Consider the following 22,179-nt stretch of genomic DNA (forward strand, 5'->3'; position numbering starts at 1 on the left):
CCCGCCGACCGTGACGGCCGCCGCCGCCACGGTCGGTGGCCGTCGTGCCACCGGCCGTCCCGTTCGGCGGCACGGTAACCCGTTCGGCCCTGCGGCACGGCCGTCGTTCACGAAGGCGTAACCCGCGCGTCGTACGCGTCACGGCCGCGAAACAACGGGCCGCACTGGCCGAAACCAGCCTTCGGCACTCTCCTCTTCATCGCCGACACCCCGGGTGGCACGGGACGGGTAATCCGGGTTTGGATCGGCTTCCACGCAGAGGAGACGCCGATGCCGGACGGCTTCAGCGCGGGCGACACCGCCTTCGTGCTCATCAGTGCGGCCCTGGTCATGGTGATGACCCCGGGCCTGGCCTTCTTCTACGGGGGCATGGTCAGGGCCAAGAGCACCCTGAACATGCTGGCGATGAGCTTCCTCTCGCTCGGCATCGTCAGCGTGCTCTGGGTCCTCTACGGGTACTCGCTCAGCTTCGGGCCCGACTCCTTCGCCGGCCTCATCGGCAACCTGGACTTCCTCGGGATGCGCGGCATCGGCCTGAACGACCTCACCGGGACCATCCCGGTCACCGCGTTCGCCACCTTCCAGCTGATGTTCGCGATCATCACCCCGGCGCTGATCAGCGGCGCGATCGCGGACCGGGCCAAGTTCGGCGCCTGGGGCCTGTTCATCGCGCTCTGGGTGACCGTCGTCTACTTCCCGGTCGCGCACTGGGTGTTCTTCTTCGACGGCGGCCACGGCGGCTGGCTGGGCGACCGCAACGGCGTGATCGACTTCGCCGGCGGCACGGCCGTGCACATCAACGCGGGCGTGGCCGGCCTCGCGCTCTGCCTGGTGCTGGGCAAGCGGGTCGGCTTCAAGAAGGACCCGATGCGCCCGCACAGCCTGCCACTGGTGATGCTCGGCTCCGGGCTGCTGTGGTTCGGCTGGTTCGGCTTCAACGCGGGCTCGGCGCTGGCCGCCAACGGCGTCGCCGCGATGGCGATGGTCAACACCCAGGTCGCCACCGGTGCGGCGCTGGTCGGCTGGCTGGTCTACGAGAAGCTCAGGCACGGCGCGTTCACCACGCTGGGCGCCGCCTCCGGCGCGGTGTCCGGCCTGGTCGCGATCACCCCGGCCTGCGGCTCGGTCAGCCCGCTGGGCGCGGTGGCGATCGGCCTGATCGCCGGCGCGGTCTGCGCCGCCGCGGTCAGCCTCAAGTACCGCCTCGGCTTCGACGACTCGCTCGACGTGGTCGGCGTGCACGCGGTGGGCGGCGCGATCGGCTCGCTGCTGATCGGCCTGTTCGCCACCGGCGGGGTCGGCCAGACCGCCAAGGGCCTGTTCTACGGCGGCGGGCCGGCGCAGCTCGGCAAGCAGGCGATGGGCGTGGCCGTGGTCGCCGCGTACTCCTTCGTCCTCTCCTGGCTGCTGGCGAAGGCGATCGACAGGACGGTCGGCTTCCGGGTCGCCGAGGAGGTCGAGGTGGCCGGCATCGACCAGGCCGAACACGCCGAGTCCGCCTACGATTTCAGCGCGGTGGGCGCGGGCCTGGCGCGGGCCCTGCCGGGCCTGGTCGGCGCCGCCGCGGCCGCGAGGTCCGCGGAGAGGTCCGCCGCCGGGAAGGCCGCCGCCGAGCCCTCCGCCGAGCCAGCCGCCACGGCCGCCGGGAAGGCCGCCGACACGACCACCGCCGAGCCCACCGAGAAGACCGAGGTCGACGCCCGATGAAGCTCATCACCGCCGTGATCAAGCCGTACCGCCTGGACGAGGTGAAGGCCGCCCTACAGGCCTTCGGGGTGCACGGCCTGACCGTCACCGAGGCCAGCGGCTACGGCCGCCAGCGCGGCCACACCGAGGTCTACCGGGGCGCCGAGTACACCGTGGACCTGGTCCCCAAGGTCAGAATCGAGGTGCTGGTCGAGGACGAGGACGCCGACGAGCTGATCGAGGTCCTGGTGAAGGCCGCCCGGACCGGCAAGATCGGCGACGGCAAGGTCTGGAGCGTCCCGGTCGACACCGCCGTCCGGGTCCGGACCGGAGAGCGCGGGCCGGACGCCCTCTGAGGGCCCTTCGCCGAGGGCCCTTCGTCGAGGGCCCTGAACCGTAGGACGCGCCGCAGGCGGGCCCGCCGTCCCCGAGGGGTCGCGGGTCCGCCGACGGCGCATCGGCGCCAGGCCGCCCGGGCCGTCCGCAGATCTCCCATCGGCCGCCCGCAGGCCGTCCGGCGCCGCCCGCTCAACCGCACGACGGACGGGACCAAAACGCCATGACCACCGAGACCAGCCCTCCCGACTACGGCGCCGCCCGGGCCGCGCTGCTCGCCGGCCCCGGCCCGGCCGGGCGGCCCCGCCGCGCGGCTCTCGCCCGGCTCACCGACGACTGGCTGGCCGGTCTGCTCGCGGCCGCCGGCGGCCCGCCCGGCGTCGCGCTGGTCGCGGTCGGCGGATACGGGCGCGGCGAGCTGTCCCCGCGCAGCGACCTCGACGTCCTGCTGCTGCACGACGGCCGGCTCGACCCCGACCTGCCCGAGCGGATCTGGTACCCGGTCTGGGACGCCGGCGCCGCGCTCGACCACTCGGTGCGCACCGTCGCCGAGGCCCGATCCGTCGCCGCCGCGGACCTCAAGGCCCAGCTCGGCCTGCTGGACGCCCGCCACCTCGCCGGGGACCAGGAGCTCACCGCCGCCCTGCGCTCCGCCGTGCTCACCGACTGGCGCGCGAGCGCCCCCGCGCGCCTGCCGGAACTGCGCGACCTCGGGCGGGAGCGGGCCGAGCGGCACGGCGAGCTGTCGTTCCTGCTGGAGCCCGACCTCAAGGAGGCCCGCGGCGGCCTGCGCGACGCCGTCGCGCTCAACGCCGTCGCCGCCACCTGGCTCGCCGACGCCCCCCGGGACGGCCTGGACGCCGCCGCGCTGCGGCTCGCCGACGTCCGCGACGCGCTGCACCTGGCCACCGGCCGGGCCACCGAGCGGCTCGGCCTCCAGGACCAGGACCAGGTCGCCGAACGGCTCGGCGTGCTGGACGCCGACACCCTGCTGCGCCAGGTCTACGAGGCCGCCCGCACCGTCGCCTACGCGAGTGACGTCACCTGGCGGGCGGTGGAGCGGGTGCTCGCCGCCCGGTCCGGCCGGGGCCGCCGGGCCGCCCGGCTGGCCTTCCCGTTCACCGGCGCCGGGCGCGGCGCGGGCGCGGTGGCCCGGGGCGCGGTCGCGCGCCGGCCGCTCGCCGAGGGCGTGGTCGAGCAGGACGGCGAGGCGGTGCTCGCCCAGGGTGCCCGCCCGGCCGCCGACCCGGTGCTGCCGCTGCGCGCCGCGGCCGCCGCCGCGCAGAACGGGCTCACCGTCTCGTACGCGACGGTGCGCCGGCTGGCTGCCGAGTGCCGCCCGCTGCCGGTGCCCTGGCCGGACGAGGCGCGCGAGCAACTGGTCACCCTGCTGGGCGCGGGCGAGGCGGCCGTCCCGGTGTGGGAGGCGCTGGAGGCGGAGGGACTGGTCACCCGGCTGCTGCCGGACTGGGAGCGGGTGCGCTGCCGTCCGCAGCGCAACGCCGTGCACCGCTGGACGGTGGACCGGCACCTGGTGGAGACGGCGGTGCGGGCCGCGGCGATGACCCGCCGGGTGGCCCGGCCGGACCTCCTGCTGGTCGCCGCGCTGCTGCACGACATCGGCAAGGGCTGGCCCGGCGACCACAGCGAGGCCGGCGAGGTCATCGTCCGGGACGTCGCCGCCCGGATGGGCTTCGGCCCCGAGGACACCGAGACCCTGGCGGTGCTGGTCCGCCACCACCTGACCCTGGTCGACACCGCGACCCGACGGGACCCGGACGACCCGGCCACCGTCGAGGCGATCACCAAGGTGGTCGGCACCGCGGCCCAGCTGGAGCTGCTGCACGTGCTCACCGAGGCGGACGCGCTGGCCACCGGCCCGGCCGCGTGGAGCGGCTGGCGGGCCTCGCTGGTGGACGGCCTGGCGGCCCGGGTCGCCGCCCGGCTGGCCGGCGCCTACGCCGCGCCCGTGGAGACCGCGCCGACCGCCGCGCAGGAACGGCTCGCGGTGGAGGCCGCCCGGACCGGCGGGCCCGCCCTGTCGCTGCTGGCGCGGTCCGAGGGGGCGGAGCCGGGCGCCGAGCCGATGGGCGTCGAGCTGACCCTGGCCGTCCCGGACCGGCCCGGACTGCTCGGCACCGTCGCCGGGGTGCTCGCGCTGCACCGGCTGGCCGTGCGCTCGGCCGGTCTGCGCGAGCTGGACCCGATCGGCGCCGGCCCGGTGCTGCTGCTGTCCTGGCGGGTGGCCGCCGAGTTCGGCGAGCTGCCGGAGGCCGCCCGGCTACGGGCCGACCTGCGCCGGGCGCTGGACGGCTCGCTGGACGTCGCGCGCCGGCTGGCCGAGCGGGACGCCGCCGCCCCGCGCCGCCGGGGCATCCCCACCCCGCCGCCGGTGGTCGCGGTGGCGCCTGCGGTGGCCTCGGCGACCGCGACCGTCCTGGAGGTCCGCGCGCACGACGCGCCGGGGCTGCTGCACCGGATCGGCCGGGCGCTGGACGGGGCGGGCGTGCGGGTGCGGACGGCGCACGTCTCGACGCTGGGCGCGGAGGCCGTCGACTCCTTCTACCTGACCGACGGGGAGGGGCGGTCGCTCTCCGCCGGGCGGGCCGGGGAGGTGGCGGCGGCGGTTCGGGCGGCGCTGGGCTGAGCCGTACCGGGGGCCTTCCGGGCTCGCCGGGGTGCGGTTCCGCCGGGTTCCGCCGGGGCCCGCCTGGGGCTGCCGGGGGTCGGCCCGCCGGGGCCCGCCGGCGCCTGCCGAGGTCCGTTCCGAGGCCGTGGCAACCCGGGTGGAGACCGTACCCGGGGCGGCCGGATACCCTGGGGGGCGACGACCGTACCGATACCGATGCCGCAGAGGACCCGCGACGACGTGTTCGACACTCTTTCCGATCGCCTCGCAGCGACGTTCAAGAACCTCCGGGGCAAGGGCCGCCTGAGCGAGGCGGACATCGACGCCACCGCCCGCGAGATCCGCATCGCGCTGCTGGAGGCGGACGTCGCGCTGCCGGTCGTGCGGGCCTTCATCAAGCAGGTCAAGGAGCGGGCGGCCGGCGCCGAGGTCTCGGGCGCGCTCAACCCCGCGCAGCAGATCATCAAGATCGTCAACGAGGAGCTCATCGCGATCCTCGGTGGCGAGACCCGCCGGGTCCGGTTCGCCAAGAACGGCCCGACGGTGATCATGCTCGCCGGTCTGCAGGGTGCCGGTAAGACCACCCTCGCGGGCAAGCTCGGCCACTGGCTGAAGAGCCAGAAGCACACCCCGCTGCTGGTCGCCTGCGACCTCCAGCGGCCCAACGCCGTCAACCAGCTCCAGGTGGTCGCCGACCGCGCCGGCGTGGCCTTCTACGGCCCGCAGCCGGGCAACGGCGTCGGCGACCCGGTGCAGGTGGCCAAGGACTCGATCGAGTACGCCAAGCAGAAGCAGTACGACGTCGTCGTCGTCGACACCGCCGGACGCCTGGGCATCGACGCCGAGCTGATGCAGCAGGCCGCGGACATCCGCGCCGCGGTCAACCCGGACGAGGTCCTGTTCGTCGTCGACGCGATGATCGGCCAGGACGCGGTCACCACCGCGCAGGCCTTCCTCGACGGCGTCGACTTCACCGGTGTCGTGCTCTCCAAGCTCGACGGCGACGCCCGCGGCGGTGCCGCCCTGTCGGTCGCCCACGTCACCGGCCGGCAGATCATGTTCGCCTCCAACGGCGAGAAGGTCGACGACTTCGACGCCTTCCACCCCGACCGGATGGCCTCGCGCATCCTCGGCATGGGTGACGTCCTCTCGCTGATCGAGAAGGCCGAGCAGACCTTCTCGCAGGAGGAGGCCGAGAAGATCGCCGCCAAGCTGCGCGGCGGTCCGAAGGCGTTCACCCTGGACGACTTCCTGTCGCAGCTGGAGCAGGTCCAGAAGATGGGCTCGATCTCCAAGCTGCTGGGGATGCTGCCCGGGATGGGCCAGATCCGCGACCAGATCAACAACATCGACGACAAGGACGTCAACCGGGTCGGCGCGATCATCAAGTCGATGACCCCGGCCGAGCGCGCCGAGCCGGAGCTGATCAACGGCTCCCGCCGGGCCCGCATCGCCAAGGGCTCGGGTGTCCAGGTCGGCGAGGTGAAGAACCTGGTCGAGCGGTTCTTCGACGCCCGCAAGATGATGTCCGCGATGGCCTCCGGCAAGGGCGTGCCCGGCATGCCGGGGATCCCGGGCATGGGCGGCGGCGCCAAGAAGTCCGGCAAGAAGGCCCCGCAGGCCAAGGGCAAGCGCAAGAGCGGCAACCCGCTCAAGCGGGCGCAGGAGGAGGCCGCGGCCGCCCAGCGCCGCGCGCTCGGCCCGGGCGGCGACCAGGACCCGGCCGGCGGCGGCGCGTTCGGCCTCGGTGCGGGCAAGGGCCCGGCCGACTTCGAGCTGCCCAAGGAGTTCAAGGACCTGCTGTAGACCGGTCCGTCGTTCGAGCGGCCCGCCGTCCGGGACCTTCCGGGCGGCGGGCCGCTCGCATGCCCGATGATGGTGGTGTGCGAGTGACGATCAGGGCCCCGCGGGCCGAGGACAAGGACGTGTACGCCGAGGCGGTCCGACGGTCCGCCGACCACATCGGGCGGTGGAACCCGGTCGAGCCGGACGGCCTGGCCGAACTGCTGGACCGCCAGGGGCCGGGCCTGCGCACCTTCCTGATCGTCGACCGGGACACCGGCGGGCTGGTCGGCAAGGTGAACGTCGCCAACATCGTGATGGGCCGGTTCTGCAACGGCGCGCTGGGCTACGACGCGTACCTGCCGTTCGCCGGCACCGGGCGGATGACGGAGGGGCTGCGGCTGGTCCTGGACCGCTGCTTCGCCCCGCAGTCGGCCGGCGGGCTGGGCCTGCACCGGCTGGAGATCAACGTGCAGCCGGACAACGAGCGGTCGGTCGCGATGGCCAAGCGGCTGGGCTTCCGGCACGAGGGCTTCACCCCCCGGATGCTGTTCCTCCAGGGCGACTGGCGGGACCACGAGCGGTTCGCGCTGACCGCCGAGGAGTGGCCGGGCGCGGAGGCGTAGCCACGGGCGGGGCGCTGCGCGGCCACTGACGGGGCGAGCCACGTGCGCGGCCACTGACGGGGCGGCGAGGCCTCTGAGCCACGGGCGGGGCTCCGGGCGGCACGGCCACTGACGGGGCACCGGTGCTCAGCCACTGGCGGGGCCCCGTCGAGGCTGGTCAGGGGCGTGCTCGGCGCGGCGTTTCGGGTGGCTCGCCCGAGCCCGCGTCCGTATCGTCCGATGGGTGACCGAACCCGTGCCGCCGCGCCAGACCCCCGACCAGCCCTGGCGGTCCGAGGGCGCCCCGCCCCCGCCGCCGCCCCGCCGCCGGATGCCCGGCGGCTGGATGGGGCTCGCCCTCACCGCGCTCGTGGTGTTCCTGATCTCCGACCTGCTGCTGTCCTTCTTCGGCAACGCCGGCGCCACCACGATCTCCTACACCGAGTTCAACAACCAGCTGAACAAGGGCAACATCACCAAGATCTACTCCAAGGGCGACGCGATCGAGGGCACCCTCAAGAGCGCCCAGCCCAAACCGGACGGCGGCAAGGGCGACTACACCGACTTCGCCACCCAGCGGCCGTCCTTCGCCAACGACAACCTGTGGACCACGCTGCAGCAGCAGGGCGTCGAGGTCACCGCCACCTCCCCGGTGGTCCAGCAGCGCAGCTTCCTCGCCAACCTGCTGATCTCGCTGGCCCCCATGGTGCTGCTGATCCTGATCTGGGTGCTGCTCGCCCGCCGGATGGCCGGCGGGCTGGGCGCCGGCGCGCTCGGCCGCAAGGCCCCGCCCAAGCCGGTCACCGCCGACCAGGGCAAGCGCACCACCTTCGCCGACGTGGCCGGCATCGACGAGGTCGAGGCCGAACTCACCGAGGTGGTCGACTTCCTGAAGAACCCGCAGCAGTACCGCAGGCTCGGCGCCAAGATGCCGCGCGGCGTGCTGCTGAGCGGCCCGCCCGGGACGGGCAAGACCCTGCTCGCCAGGGCCGTCGCCGGCGAGGCGGACGTGCCGTTCTTCTCCGCCTCCGCCTCCGAGTTCATCGAGATGATCGTCGGCGTCGGCGCCAGCCGGGTCCGTGAACTGTTCGCCGAGGCCCGCAAGGTCGCCCCGGCGATCATCTTCATCGACGAGATCGACACCATCGGCCGCCAGCGCGGCGCGGGCGGCGGCATGGGCGGGCACGACGAGCGCGAGCAGACGCTCAACCAGATCCTCACCGAGATGGACGGCTTCACCGGCTCCGAGGGCGTCATCGTGATCGCCGCGACCAACCGCGCGGACGTGCTCGACCCGGCGCTGCTGCGCCCCGGCCGGTTCGACCGGCGGATCACCGTCAGCCCGCCCGACCGGGACGGCCGCGCCGCCATCCTGCGCATCCACACCCGGACCGTCCCGCTGGCCGGCGACGCCGACCTCACCCGGCTGGCCAAGGTCACCCCCGGGATGACCGGCGCCGAACTCGCCAACCTGGTCAACGAGGCCGCCCTGCTGGCCGTCAAGCGCAAGCAGGACGCGGTGAACGAGCGGGACCTCTCGGACGCCCTGGAGAAGGTCCAGCTCGGCGCCGTCCGGCCGCTGGTGATGCCGCAGGAGGAGCGCGAGCGCACGGCCTACCACGAGAGCGGGCACGCGCTGCTGGGCATGCTGCAGCCCGGCGCCGACCCCGTCCGCAAGATCACCATCGTGCCGCGCGGCCGGGCGCTCGGCGTGACCCTGTCCACTCCGGAGAACGACCGCTACTCGTACACCGAGCCCTACCTGCGCGGCCGGATCATCGGCGCGCTCGGCGGGATGGCGGCCGAGCAGGTGGTCTACGGGGTGATCACCACCGGGGCGGAGAGCGACCTGGAGCAGGTCACCAACATCGCCCGCGGGATGGCCGGCCGGTGGGGGATGAGCGAGCGGGTCGGGCGGCTGACCGCGGTGCCCGCCGACCCGCAGGGCGCCTACGGGCTCTCCGCCGCGCCGACCACCCTCGACGCGGTGGACGAGGAGGCCCGGCGGATCGTCGCCGAGTGCTACGAGGACGCGGTGCGGCTGCTGACCGAGCAGCGGGCCCGGCTGGACGCGCTGGCGGCGGCGCTGCTGGAGGGGGAGACGCTGGACGAGGAGCAGGCGTACCGGGCGGCCGGGGTGCCGCGGAAGGGCTCCGGCTCCGACCAGAAGTCGCTCGACCAGGCGTGAACCGGCGGGCCGGGGGCGCTCGCCGCGCTGGCGGGCGCCCCCGGTTTCGTCGTTGCCGGATCTGTTGTCGCCCGGGGCCGTTCCGATCGCCGCCGGGGGTCTCGTTCCCAGTGCCGTCGGGGTCTCGTTCCGGGCGTCGCCGTGGGCCCCGTTCCCAACGCCGTCGGGGTCGGCCGCCGCCAGCCGCTACCGGGGCCGTTCGGCGATCAGGTAGCGGAAGACGTTCTCCATCCGGACCGAGCCGTCCGCGCGCAGGTACGGCTGCAGCGCCTCCTCCAGCTCCTTGGCGACCAGCGACGCGCCGGAGAACTCCTCGGCCGCCTCGAACAGACCGGTGGAGAGCAGGCCGCGCACCGCGCTGTCCAGGTCCGCGTAGGCGAACGGGCAGCTCACCCGCCCGCTGCCGGCCGGGCGCAGGCCGGCCGGGGCGAGCAGGTCCTCCAGCGTGCCGGGCGTGCTCAGCTCGAACGGGTCGCGCGCGGTGGTCCGGCCCGCCCGCCGACGCGCCACGTCCAGCACCGGGGCGCTCTGGCAGCGCTCCGGAGGGCCCCAGGCGGCCAGCACCACGTGCCCGCCCGGGAGGGTCAGCCGGGCGGCCTCGACGACCACCGCACCCGGCTCGGCGCAACCGGGCAACTGCTCGAACACCGTCACCAGCGAATGGGCCGAGCGGGGGACGGCAGCGGTCGGCCGGGCCCCCGCGCACACCCGCAGCCGACGGTCATGGGCCAGCTCGCGCAGCTCGTCCCGCGGCTCCTGGCCGGTGACCTGGGCACCGCGCCCGGCGGCGAGCAGCAGCGCCAGTCCGGACCGGCAGCCCAGGCCCAGCACGCTGGTCGCCGGGCCGACCTCCAGCCGGTCGTGGACCGCCTCGTAGAGCGGCACGAGCATGCGCTCCTGGATCTCCGCCCAGTCGCGCGCCCGCGCGGGCCGCGCCGCCCCGGGCTGCGGGTGGTGCGGTCGTGCGCCTGTCGGTCGTACGGTCGTGCCGGTCGTCCGAGCTGAAGCCATCGCGGCCTCCCATCCGGTCCTTCGGTGTGCTGCTACGGCTCCCCCAAAGTCCCGCCCCACTCCAGCGAACAGCGGGTCGGGCCCGGCGTCCAGAGGGGTGCAGGGTGGTGCGCGCGTGTCGCGGTCGTGCGCCCCCTGCGGTCGGCGGGTGCCGCCTCCTGCCGCCGGCGGGTGCGCGGTCGCCCGTCCGGCGGGTGCGGCGGTCGTCCGTCCGGCGGCCGCGGGCGTGTTATCGATTCGAAGTCAGGGGGCCGCGCCCCGTACCATTCGGGCCATGGCTAAGGCACCCGTTCTCACCCCTCAGGCGGAAGACTTCCCGCGCTGGTACCAGGACCTCATCAACAAGGCCGAGCTGGCCGACAACGGTCCGGTGCGCGGCACCATGGTCATCCGACCGTACGGCTACGGCCTGTGGGAGCGGATGCAGCAGGAGATGGACGCGCGGATTAAGAAGGCCGGCGCGCAGAACGCCTACTTCCCGATGTTCATCCCGCAGTCCTACCTGACCAGGGAGGCCGAGCACGTCGAAGGCTTCGCCCCCGAGCTCGCGGTGGTCACCCACGGCGGCGGCAAGCAGCTCGACGAGCCGGTCGTCGTCCGGCCCACCTCCGAGACGATCATCAACGAGTACTTCTCGAAGTGGGTGCAGAGCCACCGCGACCTGCCCCTGCTGATCAACCAGTGGGCCAACGTGGTCCGTTGGGAGCTGCGCCCGCGCGTCTTCCTGCGCACCACCGAGTTCCTCTGGCAGGAGGGCCACACCGCCCACGCCACCTACGAGGACGCCCGCGCGTACGCGTCGATGATCCACACCCAGGTCTACGGCGACTTCATGACGAACGTGCTCGGCATCGACGTCGTGCTCGGTCGCAAGACGGCCAAGGAGCGGTTCGCCGGCGCCATCAACACCCTCACCCTGGAGGGCATGATGGGCGACGGCAAGGCGCTGCAGATGGGCACCAGCCACGAGCTGGGCCAGAACTTCGCCAAGGCGTTCAACACGACCTACCAGCTCCAGGGCGGCGAGCGCGAGCACGTCTGGCAGACCTCGTGGGGCGTCTCGACCCGCATGGTCGGCGGCCTGATCATGTCCCACGGCGACGACAACGGCCTGCGGGTGCCCCCGCGACTGGCCGCCGTCCAGGCCGTCGTGCTCGCCATCAAGGGCGACGACGCGGTCATCGCCAAGGTGCGCGAGATCGGCGCCACGCTGGAGGCCGCCGGTGTCCGGGTGGTCGTCGACGACCGCACCGACACCCCGTTCGGCCGCCGCGCGGTGGACTGGGAGCTCAAGGGCGTGCCGCTGCGCATCGAGGTCGGCCCGCGCGACCTCGAGAACGGCACCGCGATGCTGGCCCGCCGGATCCCCGGCGGCAAGGAGCCCGTCTCCATCGACTCCCTGGCCGCGCTGGTCCCGGGCATCCTGGAGGAGGACCAGGCGCTGCTGCTGCGCCAGTCCCGCGAGCGCCGCGAGGCCCGTACCGTCGACGTCAAGACCATCGAGGAGGCCGCCGAGGCCGCCGCGACCGGTTGGGGCCGGATCTCCTGGGCCGACCTCGGCCCGGAGGGCGAGGCCAAGCTGGCCGAGCAGGGCGTTTCGGTGCGCTGCATTGTCGCGGCCGACGGCTCGGTGCCGCTGGCGGACGACCAGGACGGCAATATCGCGATCGTCGCCCGCGCGTACTGATGCCTGTTACCAGCAGGTAATGACCGTTGCCGGCGACATTTGCCCGGAATGCGGATGAGTAAGAATCCGGTAACTGTCCGAGGGGCGCCCCGACCGCGGACATCCCTACTGGCCGGTCAACTGCCGGTATTAACGCAATAGCGGTACGGTGTACGGCCCGTGGCCCTGTCAACTCGACGGGTCCACGGGCCGTACGTCCAGGGGGCGACAGCCCGCCCCCGGACGGAATTCACGAGGCCCGCCGAGCTGCGGCGAGCCGAAACCGGCAGGGGGTTGGTCTTGCGTCAGATCCGGAACGCGCAATTCGCGCGCGACCATGCATTCCTGGGAGTTTCCTGGGAATTCCCGAAGAACGAGAACATGCGGAACATCGGCTCGCACTCCATCGTTGGTCTAGCGTGAGCACGACACAGCCCCTCGTCCTCGCGGCCGAACTGGCCGCCGCCTGGAGTGACATCCAGGCCCACCACCAGGACCTTCCCGACCTGGCCTCGCCCGAGGCCCTGATCGGCGAATCCTCCTCGGCCTGTGGCACCCGGCTCGGTTTCGAGCGGCTCCTCCACGAGGCTGCCCACGGTCTGGCCGCGGCCCGGGACATCCGGGACACCTCGCGAGCCGGCCGCTACCACAACCGGCGCTTCCTGCTGCTCGCCTCCGAGCTCGGACTGGCGCACCCGGTCGAACCGCACGCGAGCAGCGGCTTCTCCCAGGTGACCATGCTCAAGGAGACCCAGGAGCGCTACGCGGAGACCATCGAGCGACTGGACCGCGCCCTCGGCGCGCACCAGGAGGCGGTGGCCGGCGACGGTACGACGCGGGCCTTCCGCGGCCCGGCCGCCCGGCACGGCTCCTCCGGGGGCGGCGTCCGGGTCAAGGCGGTGTGCGGCTGCGGACGGAACGTCCGGGTCGTGCCGTCGGTACTCGCCCAGGCGTCCATCGTCTGCGGCGCGTGCCAGCAGCCGTTCAAGATCTCGTGACCGATCGGTCCACCGGACCGGGAGATCGTTAGACCGGAACACCAGAAGACGGGGAAGCCGGCGGACGGCTGTGCGGGCAGCGGATCCGGCCGGAGCGAGCGGTACATCGGTGAGTTCGTGGGCGGACCGGGAGCGAGGGCTCCCGGTCGCGCCTTGTGGACGAGCCTGCGGAGGCGGTCGGGGGGCGGCCTCCGGAGGGTCGTGCGCGGCCCGCGGACGGCCGGGCGCGCCGCTGGGGCACGGCTGGGTGCGCGGCCGGGGTACGGCTGGGATGCAGCCGGGATGCCTCCTGCGGATGGCCGAGCGAAGGCGGTTCGCGCCGGTATGGCAGAATGGACAGCTGAGTACTCGGCAGCCGAGCAGGACCCCTCTCTCCTACGGCTGGCGTGTCCCTTGAACGGCCCACGGCGCAACCCCACGCGACGGCGCGGCCGCTCACCCACGTCAACACCAGGAGAATCCACTCCCGTGGCAGTCAAGATCAAGCTCAAGCGTCTCGGCAAGATTCGCTCCCCGCACTACCGCATCGTCGTCGCCGACTCGCGCACCAAGCGTGACGGCCGCGCCATCGAGGAGATCGGCATCTACCAGCCGACCTACAACCCCTCGAAGATCGAGGTCGACACCGACCGGGCCCAGTACTGGCTGTCCGTCGGCGCCCAGCCGACCGAGCCGGTGCTCGCCATCCTCAAGCTGACCGGCGACTGGCAGAAGTTCAAGGGCCTCCCGGCCCCGGCGCCGCTGCTGGTCGCCGAGCCCAAGGTCGAGGACTTCTCGCACCTGTTCGCGAAGGCCGTCGCCGGCTTCGAGGACGCCACCACCGGTGTTGCCATCACCCCGAAGGCCAAGAAGTCGGACAAGGTCGAGGCTGAGGCCGACGCCGCCGCCGAGGCCTGAGCGTGATCGAGGACGCCCTCGACCACTTGGTGAAGGGCATCGTCGAGCACCCCGACGAGGTGCAGGTGCGCTCGCGCAACCTGCGTCGGGGCAACACCATCGAGGTGCGAGTGCACCCCGATGACCTCGGCAAGGTGATCGGCCGGGGTGGCCGCACGGCGCGCGCACTGCGCACCGTGGTCGGCGCCCTCGGCGGTCGCAACGTCCGGGTCGACCTGGTCGACGTGGACAACATTCGCTGACGCAGCTGCTCGTTCAGCCGTCAGGGCTTGTGAGGCCGGCCGGGACGCATGTCGTCCCGGTCGGCCTTTCGCGTTTCTCGCGCTTCCCGCATTCCGTCCCGCTTCAGGAACTCCAGGAGAACGATCACCGTGCAGCTCGTCGTCGGCAAGATCGGCCGCGCCCACGGCATCAGGGGGGACGTCAGCGTCGAGGTCCGCACCGACGAGCCGGAGCTCCGGCTCGGCCCCGGTGCCGTCCTGTTCACCGACCCCGCGTCGGTGGGCCCGCTGACCATCGAGTCCGGCAAGGTGCACAGCGGCCGGCTGCTGCTGCGCTTCGCCGGCGTCAAGGACCGCAACGCGGCGGAGGCGCTGCGGGGCACGCTGCTCATCTCCGAGGTCGACCCGGAGGAGAGCCCCGAGGACCCGGAGGAGTACTACGACCACCAGCTGATCGGCCTGGACGTGGTGCTGCTCGACGGCACCCTCGTCGGCGAGCTGACCGAGGTCGTCCACCTGCCGTACCAGGACCTGCTCACGGTGGAGAAGGCCGACGGGACGGAGGTGCTGGTGCCCTTCGTCCGCCAGATCGTGCCGACCATCGACCTGGAGAACCAGCGTGCCGTGATCACCCCGCCGGTCGGCCTGATCGAACCCGAGCAGGCCGAGGTCGCCCGTGGTGCCTCCGCCGAGGGCGAGGACGCCGAGGACGCTGAGGGTGTCGAGGATGCTGAGGGTGTCGAGGACACTGAGGGTGCGGCCGGCGCCAAGGGCGCGGAGGGGTCGGAGTGACGGTGGAGGAGGGCGTCGCGCAGGTCCAGGACGGGATGCGGATCGACGTCGTCTCGATCTTCCCCGAGTACCTGGAACCGCTGAACATCTCGCTGGTCGGCAAGGCCCGCTCCCGCGGCCAGCTGGACGTGCACGTCCACGACCTGCGCGAGTGGACCCACGACGTGCACCGGACCGTGGACGACAGCCCGTACGGCGGCGGCCCCGGCATGGTGATGAAGCCCGAGCCGTGGGGCGAGGCGCTGGACGCGGTGGTCGCCGGCGGGCCCGAGGGCCAGCTGCCGACGCTCGTCGTGCCCACCCCCAGCGGGCGGCCGTTCACGCAGGAACTCGCCCAGGAACTGGCGAGCCGCCCGTGGCTGGCGTTCACCCCCGCCCGGTACGAGGGCATCGACCGGCGGGTCATCGAGGAGGCGGCCACCCGGATGCCGGTGGTCGAGGCCTCGATCGGCGACTACGTGCTGGCCGGCGGCGAGGTCGCCGTGCTGGTGATGGTCGAGGCGATCGCCCGGCTGCTGCCCGGGGTGCTCGGCAACGCCGAGTCCCACCGGGACGACTCCTTCGCGCCCGGTGCGATGGCCGACCTGCTGGAGGGCCCGGTCTACACCAAGCCCGCCGAATGGCGCGGCCGGACCGTGCCGGACGTGCTGCTCAGCGGAAACCACGGCCGGATCGCCCGCTGGCGGCGGGAACAGGCCTTCGCCCGGACCCTGGCGAACCGCACCGACCTGGTCGAGCGCTGGCGCTACGGAGCCTTCGACAAGAAGGACCGGGAGGCGCTCAGCATCCTCGGCCTGGCCTGGGACGAGGAGCTCGGCCGATTTCGGTCCGTGGCCGTCGGTGTGGAAGAATAGGCCGCTGCTGTCTGTTGCTGGGCCCCCTTCGTAGGGGCCACGTGGACCGGCGCCCTCGCCACGGGGGGATCGTCGTCAGCCGATGCGGCCCGCAGCAAACCCCATTGTGACGAACTTCCGTGGGCGGCCCGTGGCGCCTGCGATGGAGAGCAACATGAGCAACAAGCTCGCTGCTGTCGACGCGGCCTCGCTGCGTAGCGACATTCCGGCCTTCCGCGCCGGTGACACCCTGAAGGTCCACGTCCGGGTCATCGAGGGCAACCGCTCCCGCGTCCAGGTCTTCCAGGGCGTCGTCATCCGCCGCCACGGCGCCGGCGTCGGTGAGACCTTCACCGTTCGCAAGGTCAGCTTCAACGTCGGCGTGGAGCGCACCTTCCCGGTGCACACCCCGGTCGTCGAGAAGATCGAGGTCGTGACCCGCGGTGCGGTTCGCCGCGCCAAGCTGTACTACCTGCGTGACCTCCGCGGCAAGGCCGCGAAGATCAAGGAGAAGCGCGACCGCTGATCCACCGTCCCCCGGCCTCGCCGGGGGATCGGATCGCTCTGAGGGGCCGGGCCGCCGCACGGTAAGCTCAGCCCCCGATGAGCACGCACGAACCACCCGCGGACCGCGACGGCAGTCCCGCACCCACCGGTGCGGACTCGCTGTCGCGGTCCGCGGTCGTTTCGGGGGCCGTCCCGGGGCCCGGTGGGGAGGGATCCGGCCCCGGTGGGGACCCGCGGGCGGACGCCGGGGGTGCGCCGGAGGGCGAGGCCGCTTCCGAGGACGAGGACGCACCAGAGGGTGAGAACGCGCCGGAAGGCGAGCGTGCACCGGAAGGTGGGGGCGTGCCGGAAGGTGAGCGTGCACCGGAAGGTGGGGGCGTGCCGGAAGGTGAGCGCGCGCCGGGGGATGAGGAGCCGGGCCACTCGCGCTCGCGGGACCTGTTGCTGCTCGTGGGGATCTGCCTGCTGGCCCTGCTGCTGGTGAACGCCTTCGTCGCGCGCCCGTTCTCGGTGCCGTCCGGTTCGATGGAGGAGACCCTGCGACCGGGCGACCGGTTGATCGCGAACCAGCTCGCTTATGCCTTCGGCGGCCACCCCCAGCGGGGCGACGTCGTGGTCTTCGACGGGACGGGCTCCTTCCTGCCGGGGTCGGGCGGGCCGACCGGCTTCTGGGACGGGCTCAGCTCGCTCGGCCGGGACCTCGGGCTGGCCCCGGCCGGGAACACGGTCTACGTCAAACGGGTGATCGGCGTCGGCGGGGACCGGGTGACCAGCACCGGCCCGGGCGGGCCGATCACCGTCAACGGGGTGCCGATCGACGAGTCCTCCTACCTGGCCCCGGGGGACCAGCCGTCGAGCGTGGCCTTCGACGTGGTGGTGCCGACCGGCAAGCTCTGGGTGATGGGGGACCACCGCAGCGCCTCCCGTGACTCCCGCGACCACCTCGGCGAGCCCGGCGGCGGCTTCGTGCCCGAGAGCAGGGTGATCGGCCGGGCGGACTGGGTGGTCTACCCGTTCTCGCGCTTGACCGGCCTGGACCGGCCCGCAGCCTTCGCCGCGACTGCGGGGACGGGCGGTCATGGGGAGCAGAGGTAGCAGGGGCAGGGGCCGGGTGGCGGACCGCCCGGCTCCGGAGCCGGGCGCCGGCGGACCGGTCGGCGCCGGATCCGCAGGTGCCGGACCTGCGGAGGCCGGACGTGTGAAGGCCAGACGTGTGGATGCCGGGCGTGTGGAGGCCGGGCGTGTGGAGGCCGACCCCGCGAGTGGCGGATCTGACGGTGCCGGACCAGGAGACGCCTCCCCCGGGGGTGCGGGCCCAGCCGTGGTGTTGCCGGTCCGGGGCCGGGCCGATCGCCGCCGCAGCGCCCGACGCGCGGCCCGGCGGCGCAAGCGGTCGCTGCTGAGGGAGTTCCCGCTGATCATCGTGGTGGCGTTGCTGGTCGCGCTGGTGATGAAGACCTTCCTGCTCCAGGTGTTCGTGATTCCCTCCGGCTCGATGGAGCAGACCATCCAGGTCGGGGACCGGGTGCTGGTGGACAAGCTGACCCCCTGGTTCGGCAGCGAGCCGCAGCGCGGCGACGTGGTGGTGTTCAAGGATCCGGGCGGTTGGTTGGAGGGCGACCACAAACCGTCCGGCGACGGTCCGGTGCTGGGGGCGGCCAAGCAGGTCCTCACCTACGTCGGGCTGCTGCCGTCGGACAGCGAGCAGGACTTGATCAAACGGGTCATCGGCGTCGGCGGGGACACCGTGGAGTGCTGCGATACGCAGGGCCGGTTGAGCGTCAACGGCACGCCGGTGGACGAGCCGTACCTCGCGCCCGCCAACCCGCCGTCCCGGCAGCCCTTCAAGGTGCGGGTGCCGCAGGGCCGGCTCTGGGTCATGGGCGACCACCGGGACGTGTCCGCCGACTCCCGCTTCCACATGGGGAACCCGGGGCAGGGGACCATCCCGCTGAGCGGTGTGGTCGGCCGGGCCTTCATGAACGCCTGGCCGCTGGACCGCCTCCATCAACTTGGCGTGCCGAGTTCACTCTCCTCGTTGGCCCGGGCTCCGCAGGCGCGCGGAACTGCGCCGGAATCCGTGGGCGTTGGGCCGGTTCCGATGGAACCTCCGCTCGTTATGGGTGTGTTGGGCATCCTTCCGGCCGTCGTTCGCCGGCCAGGGCGGCCGCCCGAGTGAGCCGGGCCGGGCGTCTCGCGGCCGGGCCGCGCGCGTGGGACCGCGAGCCGGATGCCTTGGAGTGATAGAGAAGTGCAGGTGCGGCCGGGAGGTCCCGGTCGTGCGTCGAGGCTGTGCTGGTGTCAGGGGAGCCCGCGATGGGCAGTCCCGAAGCGTCCATGGTCGTGGTGAGCGTGGTGCCCGCTGTGCGGCACTGTGAGCGCGGGCGCGCGGGCGTCCGCACAGCAGGGAGGAGACGTTGTGGGGGATGTGGTGATCGGCGCCCGCTCAGGTGCCGGCGAGCCCGAGGGCTCTGGCGGTCGAGCGGCCCGGTCCGCCGAGTCCGGTGCGTCCTCGGCCTCGGTCGAGGACGCGGCGGCCCAGACCGCCGACGAGCATGGCGACGGGACGGAGGGCCCCACCGGGGGCTCTTCGGAGTCCCACCGGCCCGACGCCGAGTCGGCGGACCAGTCGGAGTCGCAGGCCCCCGGCAAGCAGCGCAAGCAGCGTTCCTTCTGGAAGGAACTGCCGATCCTGGTCGGCATCGCGCTGGTCCTGGCGCTGGTGATCAAGACCTTCTTCGTCCAGGCCTTCTCCATTCCGTCGGAGTCGATGCAGAACACGTTGCAGGTCGGTGACCGTGTCCTGGTGGACAAGCTGACCCCCTGGTTCGGAGCGGAGCCCGAGCGCGGTGAGGTCGTGGTGTTCCACGACCCGGGCGGCTGGCTGAACGACGAGCCGACCCCGCAGAGCAGCAACTCCTTCGTCCGGGGCGTCCAGGACGTGCTCAGCTTCGTCGGTCTGATGCCGTCGGCCAACGAGAAGGACCTGATCAAGCGGGTCATCGCGGTCGGCGGGGACACCGTCGAGTGCCAGGGCACCGGGCCGGTGAAGGTCAACGGTGTCGCGCTCAACGAGCCGTACGTCTACCAGGGCAACACCCCCTGCGGTGACCACCCGTTCGACCCGGTGAAGGTGCCCAACGGCCGGATCTGGGTGATGGGCGACCACCGCGCCGACTCGCTGGACTCCCGCTTCCACATGGACCAGCCGGGTGGCGGCACCGTTCCGGTGGGCAACGTGATCGGGCGGGCCTTCGTCGTGGCCTGGCCGGTCGGCCACTGGTCGACGCTCTCGGTGCCGAACACCTTCGACCAGAAGGGTCTGGCGGCGGCCGCGCCTCTGGCGCCTCCCGTGGCCGGCGCGGTGGGTGCGGTCGCGCTGTTTCCGCTGGTGCGTCGGGTGCGGGAGCGGAGGGACGGCCGGAAGGACTCCTGAGCTCCACCGGGTTCTCCCCAGCCCTTGCGCGGGCCGTGGTACCGACGAGTAATCTGCTCGGACGTGCCACGGCCCGTCGGCTTTTCCGCCGGTGCCCCCGGCGTGCCAGTGGTGTTCTCCGGTCGGCCAGAGGTGGACGGATTCGATGAGCGGTGTCGTTGATCAGACGGCCGACCACCCGGCTTCGCCCGCCCGTCCGGGCCGCCGGCCCGCGGCGGTGCTGCAGGGCGTCGCGATCGCGCTCGGGCTGGTGCTGATGATCGGCGGCTTCGCCTTGATCGCGATCGACTACCGGCCGTACAGCATCCCGACCGCCTCGATGTCCCCCACGCTTCGGATCGGGGACACCGTGCTCGCCCGGAAGATCGACGGCGGGGCCGTCGGCCGGGGGGACGTCGTGGTCTTCCGGGACCAGGACTGGGGTGGCGAGCTCATGGTCAAGCGCGTGGTCGCGGTCGGCGGGGACACCGTCGCGGCCACCGGCAACGACCACCGGCTGACGGTCGACGGACAGACGGTGGAGGAGCCGTACCTCGCGGCGCAGGGCCCGCAGGGCTCCTCGTTCAGCGTCACGGTGCCGCCGGGGCGGCTGTTCCTGCTCGGCGACAACCGGTTGGGCTCGCTCGACTCCCGCACCCACCTGGAGGTCGACGGCGGGACCGTCCCGGCCGGCGCGGTGGAGGCCAGGGTCGAGGCCACCATGATGCCGTTCGGCCGGGTGGGCGACCTCGGCCGGACCGCGGCCTTCGACGGGCTTCCCGGACCGAAGGCCGGTGCGCCCGGGCCGCTGCAACCGGCCGCCTTCGCGACCGTTGCGGGCGCGGCGCTGATCCTCGTGACTTCGGCGGTGGGCGGGGTGGCGGGCCTGGCCCGCCGGCTCAGCCGGGGGCGCAGCTCCTGATCGCGGTCGTCGCGGCCCGGGCCGCTCTGCCGAACATCGCCCCGGACGGCGGCGCCGGGTGGCAGGATCGGTAGCGCCACCGATGCGAACGGAAGGAGCGTGGAGCGCTGCCATGACGGCACAACGGCGCAGGGCGGCGCGGATCCTGCTGCTGGACGGGCAGGACCGCATCCTTCTCTTCCTGGGCTCCGACCCGGCGACGCCGGGGGAGGCGTGGTGGTTCACGCCCGGCGGCGGCTTGGAGCCCGGGGAGGACGTGCGGGAGGCCGCCGCGCGGGAACTCGCGGAGGAGACCGGCCTGCGGGGTGTGGACCTGGGGCCCTTGGTGGCGTACGGCACGGTGTCGTTCTCCTTTCAGGGACGGCGTTACGAGCAGGATCAGTGGTTCCATCTGGCCCGGACCACGGAGACGGGGCTCGACCACTCGGGGATGGGCGAGGAGGAACACGCCCAACTGCTCGCGGCGCGCTGGTGGACGGTCGAGGAGCTGAGGGGGACCGCCGAGACGGTCTACCCGGCCGGATTGGCGGACTTCCTGGAGCGACTGCTGGCCGAGGGCCCGCCGGTCGCCCCGGTACGGCTCTGAGCGTGGGTGCGGTGGTCCACAATGGGTGGACGTGACAAGTTGAGGGGACGCCTGGATGAGTGCCGAAGATCTCGAGAAGTACGAGACCGAGATGGAGCTCAAGCTCTACCGGGAGTACCGGGACGTCGTCGGCCTGTTCAAGTACGTGATCGAGACCGAGCGACGGTTCTACCTCACCAATGACTACGAGCTGCAGGTGCACTCGGTGCAGGGCGAGGTCTTCTTCGAGGTGTCGATGGCGGATGCGTGGGTCTGGGACATGTACCGGCCGGCCCGGTTCGTCCGTAAGGTCCGGGTGCTGACCTTCAAGGACGTGAACATCGAGGAACTCGCGAAGAGCGATCTGGAGCTGCCCTCGGACGAGTCCGGCTTCGGGAACTGACGTTGGACTGCTCGGACCGGCGTTGTCCAGCGGAATTTCGCGCGATCGGGGCGTCTCACTCCTGCGGGTGACAAAAGTTATCCACAGGCTCGAGTTATCCACAGGGAACCGGAAATCCCCGGCCCCGCCGTGCGCGACGGTGCAACCTCCACGGCGGAGGTGGTCACCGTGCAGAACACGATCACGCAGGACCAGGCCGTACCGGGTGCGGCCGTACTGGACCAGGCCGCAGCGGCCGCAGCCGTGCGGGACGGCACGAAAGACGACACGAGGGACGGAACCGGACCGGGCCCGGGCCGCAGTGCCAACAACGGGCTCGGCCGCTACGGCGAGCGGGTCGCCGCCCGCCGTCTCACGGAGGCCGGGCTCCGCATCCTGGACCGCAACTGGCGCTGTGTCGAGGGTGAGTTGGACATCGTCGCCCTCGACGGCGACACCGTGGCGGTCTGCGAGGTGAAGACCCGCTCCGAGCGGGGCTTCCAACAACCCAGCGAGGCCATCGGCCAGGCCAAGGCCGCCCGGTTGCAACGCCTGGCGGAGCGCTGGATGGCCGAACGCTGGCCGGGCCACTTCGCGCGGCTGGCCGGTCCCGGGTACGACCCCGGGCCCACGGACCCGCACTGGCCGCCCGCTCCGCCCGGGGGCGTGCGGATCGACCTGGTGGCCGTGGTCAACCGGGCCCGGGGTGCGGCCCTGGTCGACCACCTGCGGGGGGTGGTCTGA

General features: G+C 73.0%; 21 protein-coding genes. 20 read left to right on the forward strand and 1 reads right to left on the reverse strand.

Annotation, left to right across the window (positions count from 1 at the left end):
- Window positions 1-270: 270 nt before the first annotated feature.
- From AB0O82_RS22460 to ftsH, 6 genes are all read left to right on the forward strand, one after another.
- Window positions 271-1,707: an ammonium transporter gene (locus AB0O82_RS22460; RefSeq protein ID WP_363585733.1), complete on the forward strand. Its 1,437-nt coding sequence runs from the start codon at window positions 271-273 to the stop codon at window positions 1,705-1,707.
- Window positions 1,704-2,042: a P-II family nitrogen regulator gene (locus tag AB0O82_RS22465; RefSeq protein WP_063347683.1), complete on the forward strand. Its 339-nt coding sequence runs from the start codon at window positions 1,704-1,706 to the stop codon at window positions 2,040-2,042. Before AB0O82_RS22460 ends, AB0O82_RS22465 begins: the two co-directional genes overlap by 4 nt.
- Before the next feature lie 203 nt (window positions 2,043-2,245).
- On the forward strand, window positions 2,246-4,669 hold the full coding sequence (locus tag AB0O82_RS22470; protein WP_363585734.1) for a [protein-PII] uridylyltransferase: 2,424 nt from the start codon (window positions 2,246-2,248) through the stop codon (window positions 4,667-4,669).
- Between the two features lie 222 nt (window positions 4,670-4,891).
- A complete protein-coding gene (ffh, locus tag AB0O82_RS22475; RefSeq protein WP_350882982.1) occupies window positions 4,892-6,457 on the forward strand; it encodes a signal recognition particle protein in 1,566 nt (521 codons plus the stop codon).
- Between the two features lie 59 nt (window positions 6,458-6,516).
- Window positions 6,517-7,059 (forward strand): GNAT family protein, encoded by a 543-nt coding sequence (locus tag AB0O82_RS22480; protein WP_363375916.1) that lies wholly within the window; start codon window positions 6,517-6,519, stop codon window positions 7,057-7,059.
- A 223-nt stretch (window positions 7,060-7,282) separates the two neighbouring features.
- The gene (gene ftsH, locus AB0O82_RS22485) at window positions 7,283-9,226 is read left to right on the forward strand and encodes an ATP-dependent zinc metalloprotease FtsH (protein WP_363585735.1); all 1,944 of its coding nucleotides are present in this window, start codon (window positions 7,283-7,285) and stop codon (window positions 9,224-9,226) included.
- A gap of 186 nt (window positions 9,227-9,412) precedes the next feature.
- Here the strand turns inward: ftsH and AB0O82_RS22490 are convergent, their stop codons facing one another.
- A complete protein-coding gene (locus AB0O82_RS22490) occupies window positions 9,413-10,117 on the reverse strand; it encodes a methyltransferase domain-containing protein (protein WP_363585736.1) in 705 nt (234 codons plus the stop codon).
- Between the two features lie 394 nt (window positions 10,118-10,511).
- Here AB0O82_RS22490 and proS point away from each other — a divergent pair, with 394 nt between their 5' ends.
- The 14 genes from proS (at window position 10,512) to AB0O82_RS22560 (ending at window position 22,179) form a co-directional block, all read left to right on the forward strand.
- Entirely contained in the window at window positions 10,512-11,924 is a 1,413-nt protein-coding gene (gene proS, locus AB0O82_RS22495; RefSeq protein WP_363585737.1) for a proline--tRNA ligase, read from the forward strand.
- 398 nt (window positions 11,925-12,322) lie between these two features.
- Complete coding sequence (locus tag AB0O82_RS22500) at window positions 12,323-12,901, forward strand: hypothetical protein (RefSeq protein ID WP_063347677.1); 579 nt, start codon at window positions 12,323-12,325, stop codon at window positions 12,899-12,901.
- A gap of 468 nt (window positions 12,902-13,369) precedes the next feature.
- On the forward strand, window positions 13,370-13,798 hold the full coding sequence (gene rpsP, locus AB0O82_RS22505) for a 30S ribosomal protein S16 (RefSeq protein ID WP_063347676.1): 429 nt from the start codon (window positions 13,370-13,372) through the stop codon (window positions 13,796-13,798).
- 2 nt (window positions 13,799-13,800) lie between these two features.
- Complete coding sequence (locus AB0O82_RS22510; protein WP_030056773.1) at window positions 13,801-14,040, forward strand: RNA-binding protein; 240 nt, start codon at window positions 13,801-13,803, stop codon at window positions 14,038-14,040.
- A gap of 129 nt (window positions 14,041-14,169) precedes the next feature.
- Window positions 14,170-14,811: a ribosome maturation factor RimM gene (gene rimM, locus AB0O82_RS22515; RefSeq protein ID WP_363585738.1), complete on the forward strand. Its 642-nt coding sequence runs from the start codon at window positions 14,170-14,172 to the stop codon at window positions 14,809-14,811.
- Between the two features lie 35 nt (window positions 14,812-14,846).
- The gene (gene trmD / locus AB0O82_RS22520) at window positions 14,847-15,665 is read left to right on the forward strand and encodes a tRNA (guanosine(37)-N1)-methyltransferase TrmD (protein WP_063351119.1); all 819 of its coding nucleotides are present in this window, start codon (window positions 14,847-14,849) and stop codon (window positions 15,663-15,665) included.
- A gap of 154 nt (window positions 15,666-15,819) precedes the next feature.
- The gene (gene rplS, locus AB0O82_RS22525; RefSeq protein ID WP_063347674.1) at window positions 15,820-16,170 is read left to right on the forward strand and encodes a 50S ribosomal protein L19; all 351 of its coding nucleotides are present in this window, start codon (window positions 15,820-15,822) and stop codon (window positions 16,168-16,170) included.
- 359 nt (window positions 16,171-16,529) lie between these two features.
- Window positions 16,530-17,246, forward strand: a complete 717-nt coding sequence (gene lepB / locus AB0O82_RS22530; RefSeq protein WP_363585739.1) for a signal peptidase I — start codon at window positions 16,530-16,532, stop codon at window positions 17,244-17,246.
- Window positions 17,247-17,472: 226 nt separating this feature from the next.
- Complete coding sequence (lepB, locus tag AB0O82_RS22535; protein ID WP_363585740.1) at window positions 17,473-18,330, forward strand: signal peptidase I; 858 nt, start codon at window positions 17,473-17,475, stop codon at window positions 18,328-18,330.
- Window positions 18,331-18,570: 240 nt separating this feature from the next.
- The gene (gene lepB / locus AB0O82_RS22540; protein WP_363585741.1) at window positions 18,571-19,587 is read left to right on the forward strand and encodes a signal peptidase I; all 1,017 of its coding nucleotides are present in this window, start codon (window positions 18,571-18,573) and stop codon (window positions 19,585-19,587) included.
- Between the two features lie 145 nt (window positions 19,588-19,732).
- The gene (gene lepB, locus AB0O82_RS22545) at window positions 19,733-20,488 is read left to right on the forward strand and encodes a signal peptidase I (protein ID WP_363585742.1); all 756 of its coding nucleotides are present in this window, start codon (window positions 19,733-19,735) and stop codon (window positions 20,486-20,488) included.
- Window positions 20,489-20,600: 112 nt separating this feature from the next.
- Window positions 20,601-21,074, forward strand: coding sequence for an NUDIX domain-containing protein (locus AB0O82_RS22550; RefSeq protein ID WP_363585743.1), 474 nt, complete (start codon window positions 20,601-20,603; stop codon window positions 21,072-21,074).
- Window positions 21,075-21,129: 55 nt separating this feature from the next.
- Window positions 21,130-21,456 (forward strand): DUF2469 domain-containing protein, encoded by a 327-nt coding sequence (locus tag AB0O82_RS22555; protein ID WP_030056781.1) that lies wholly within the window; start codon window positions 21,130-21,132, stop codon window positions 21,454-21,456.
- 243 nt (window positions 21,457-21,699) lie between these two features.
- A complete protein-coding gene (locus AB0O82_RS22560) occupies window positions 21,700-22,179 on the forward strand; it encodes a YraN family protein (RefSeq protein ID WP_363585762.1) in 480 nt (159 codons plus the stop codon).

The sequence above is a fragment of the Kitasatospora sp. NPDC088264 genome (assembly GCF_040685715.1).
Classification (GTDB): Bacteria; Actinomycetota; Actinomycetes; order Streptomycetales; family Streptomycetaceae; genus Kitasatospora.

What these genes read in the sequence shown, in the direction of transcription:
- AB0O82_RS22460 (WP_363585733.1), top strand. Translation starts at nt 271, where the DNA reads ATGCCGGACGGCTTCAGCGCGGGCGACACCGCCTTCGTGCTCATCAGT.
- AB0O82_RS22465 (WP_063347683.1), top strand. Translation starts at nt 1,704, where the DNA reads ATGAAGCTCATCACCGCCGTGATCAAGCCGTACCGCCTGGACGAGGTG.
- AB0O82_RS22470 (WP_363585734.1), top strand. Translation starts at nt 2,246, where the DNA reads ATGACCACCGAGACCAGCCCTCCCGACTACGGCGCCGCCCGGGCCGCG.
- AB0O82_RS22480 (WP_363375916.1), top strand. Translation starts at nt 6,517, where the DNA reads ATGCCCGATGATGGTGGTGTGCGAGTGACGATCAGGGCCCCGCGGGCC.
- AB0O82_RS22490 (WP_363585736.1), bottom strand. Translation starts at nt 10,117, where the DNA reads ATGCTCGTGCCGCTCTACGAGGCGGTCCACGACCGGCTGGAGGTCGGC.
- proS (WP_363585737.1), top strand. Translation starts at nt 10,512, where the DNA reads ATGGCTAAGGCACCCGTTCTCACCCCTCAGGCGGAAGACTTCCCGCGC.
- trmD (WP_063351119.1), top strand. Translation starts at nt 14,847, where the DNA reads ATGCGGATCGACGTCGTCTCGATCTTCCCCGAGTACCTGGAACCGCTG.
- rplS (WP_063347674.1), top strand. Translation starts at nt 15,820, where the DNA reads ATGAGCAACAAGCTCGCTGCTGTCGACGCGGCCTCGCTGCGTAGCGAC.
- lepB (WP_363585742.1), top strand. Translation starts at nt 19,733, where the DNA reads ATGAGCGGTGTCGTTGATCAGACGGCCGACCACCCGGCTTCGCCCGCC.
- AB0O82_RS22550 (WP_363585743.1), top strand. Translation starts at nt 20,601, where the DNA reads ATGACGGCACAACGGCGCAGGGCGGCGCGGATCCTGCTGCTGGACGGG.
- AB0O82_RS22555 (WP_030056781.1), top strand. Translation starts at nt 21,130, where the DNA reads ATGAGTGCCGAAGATCTCGAGAAGTACGAGACCGAGATGGAGCTCAAG.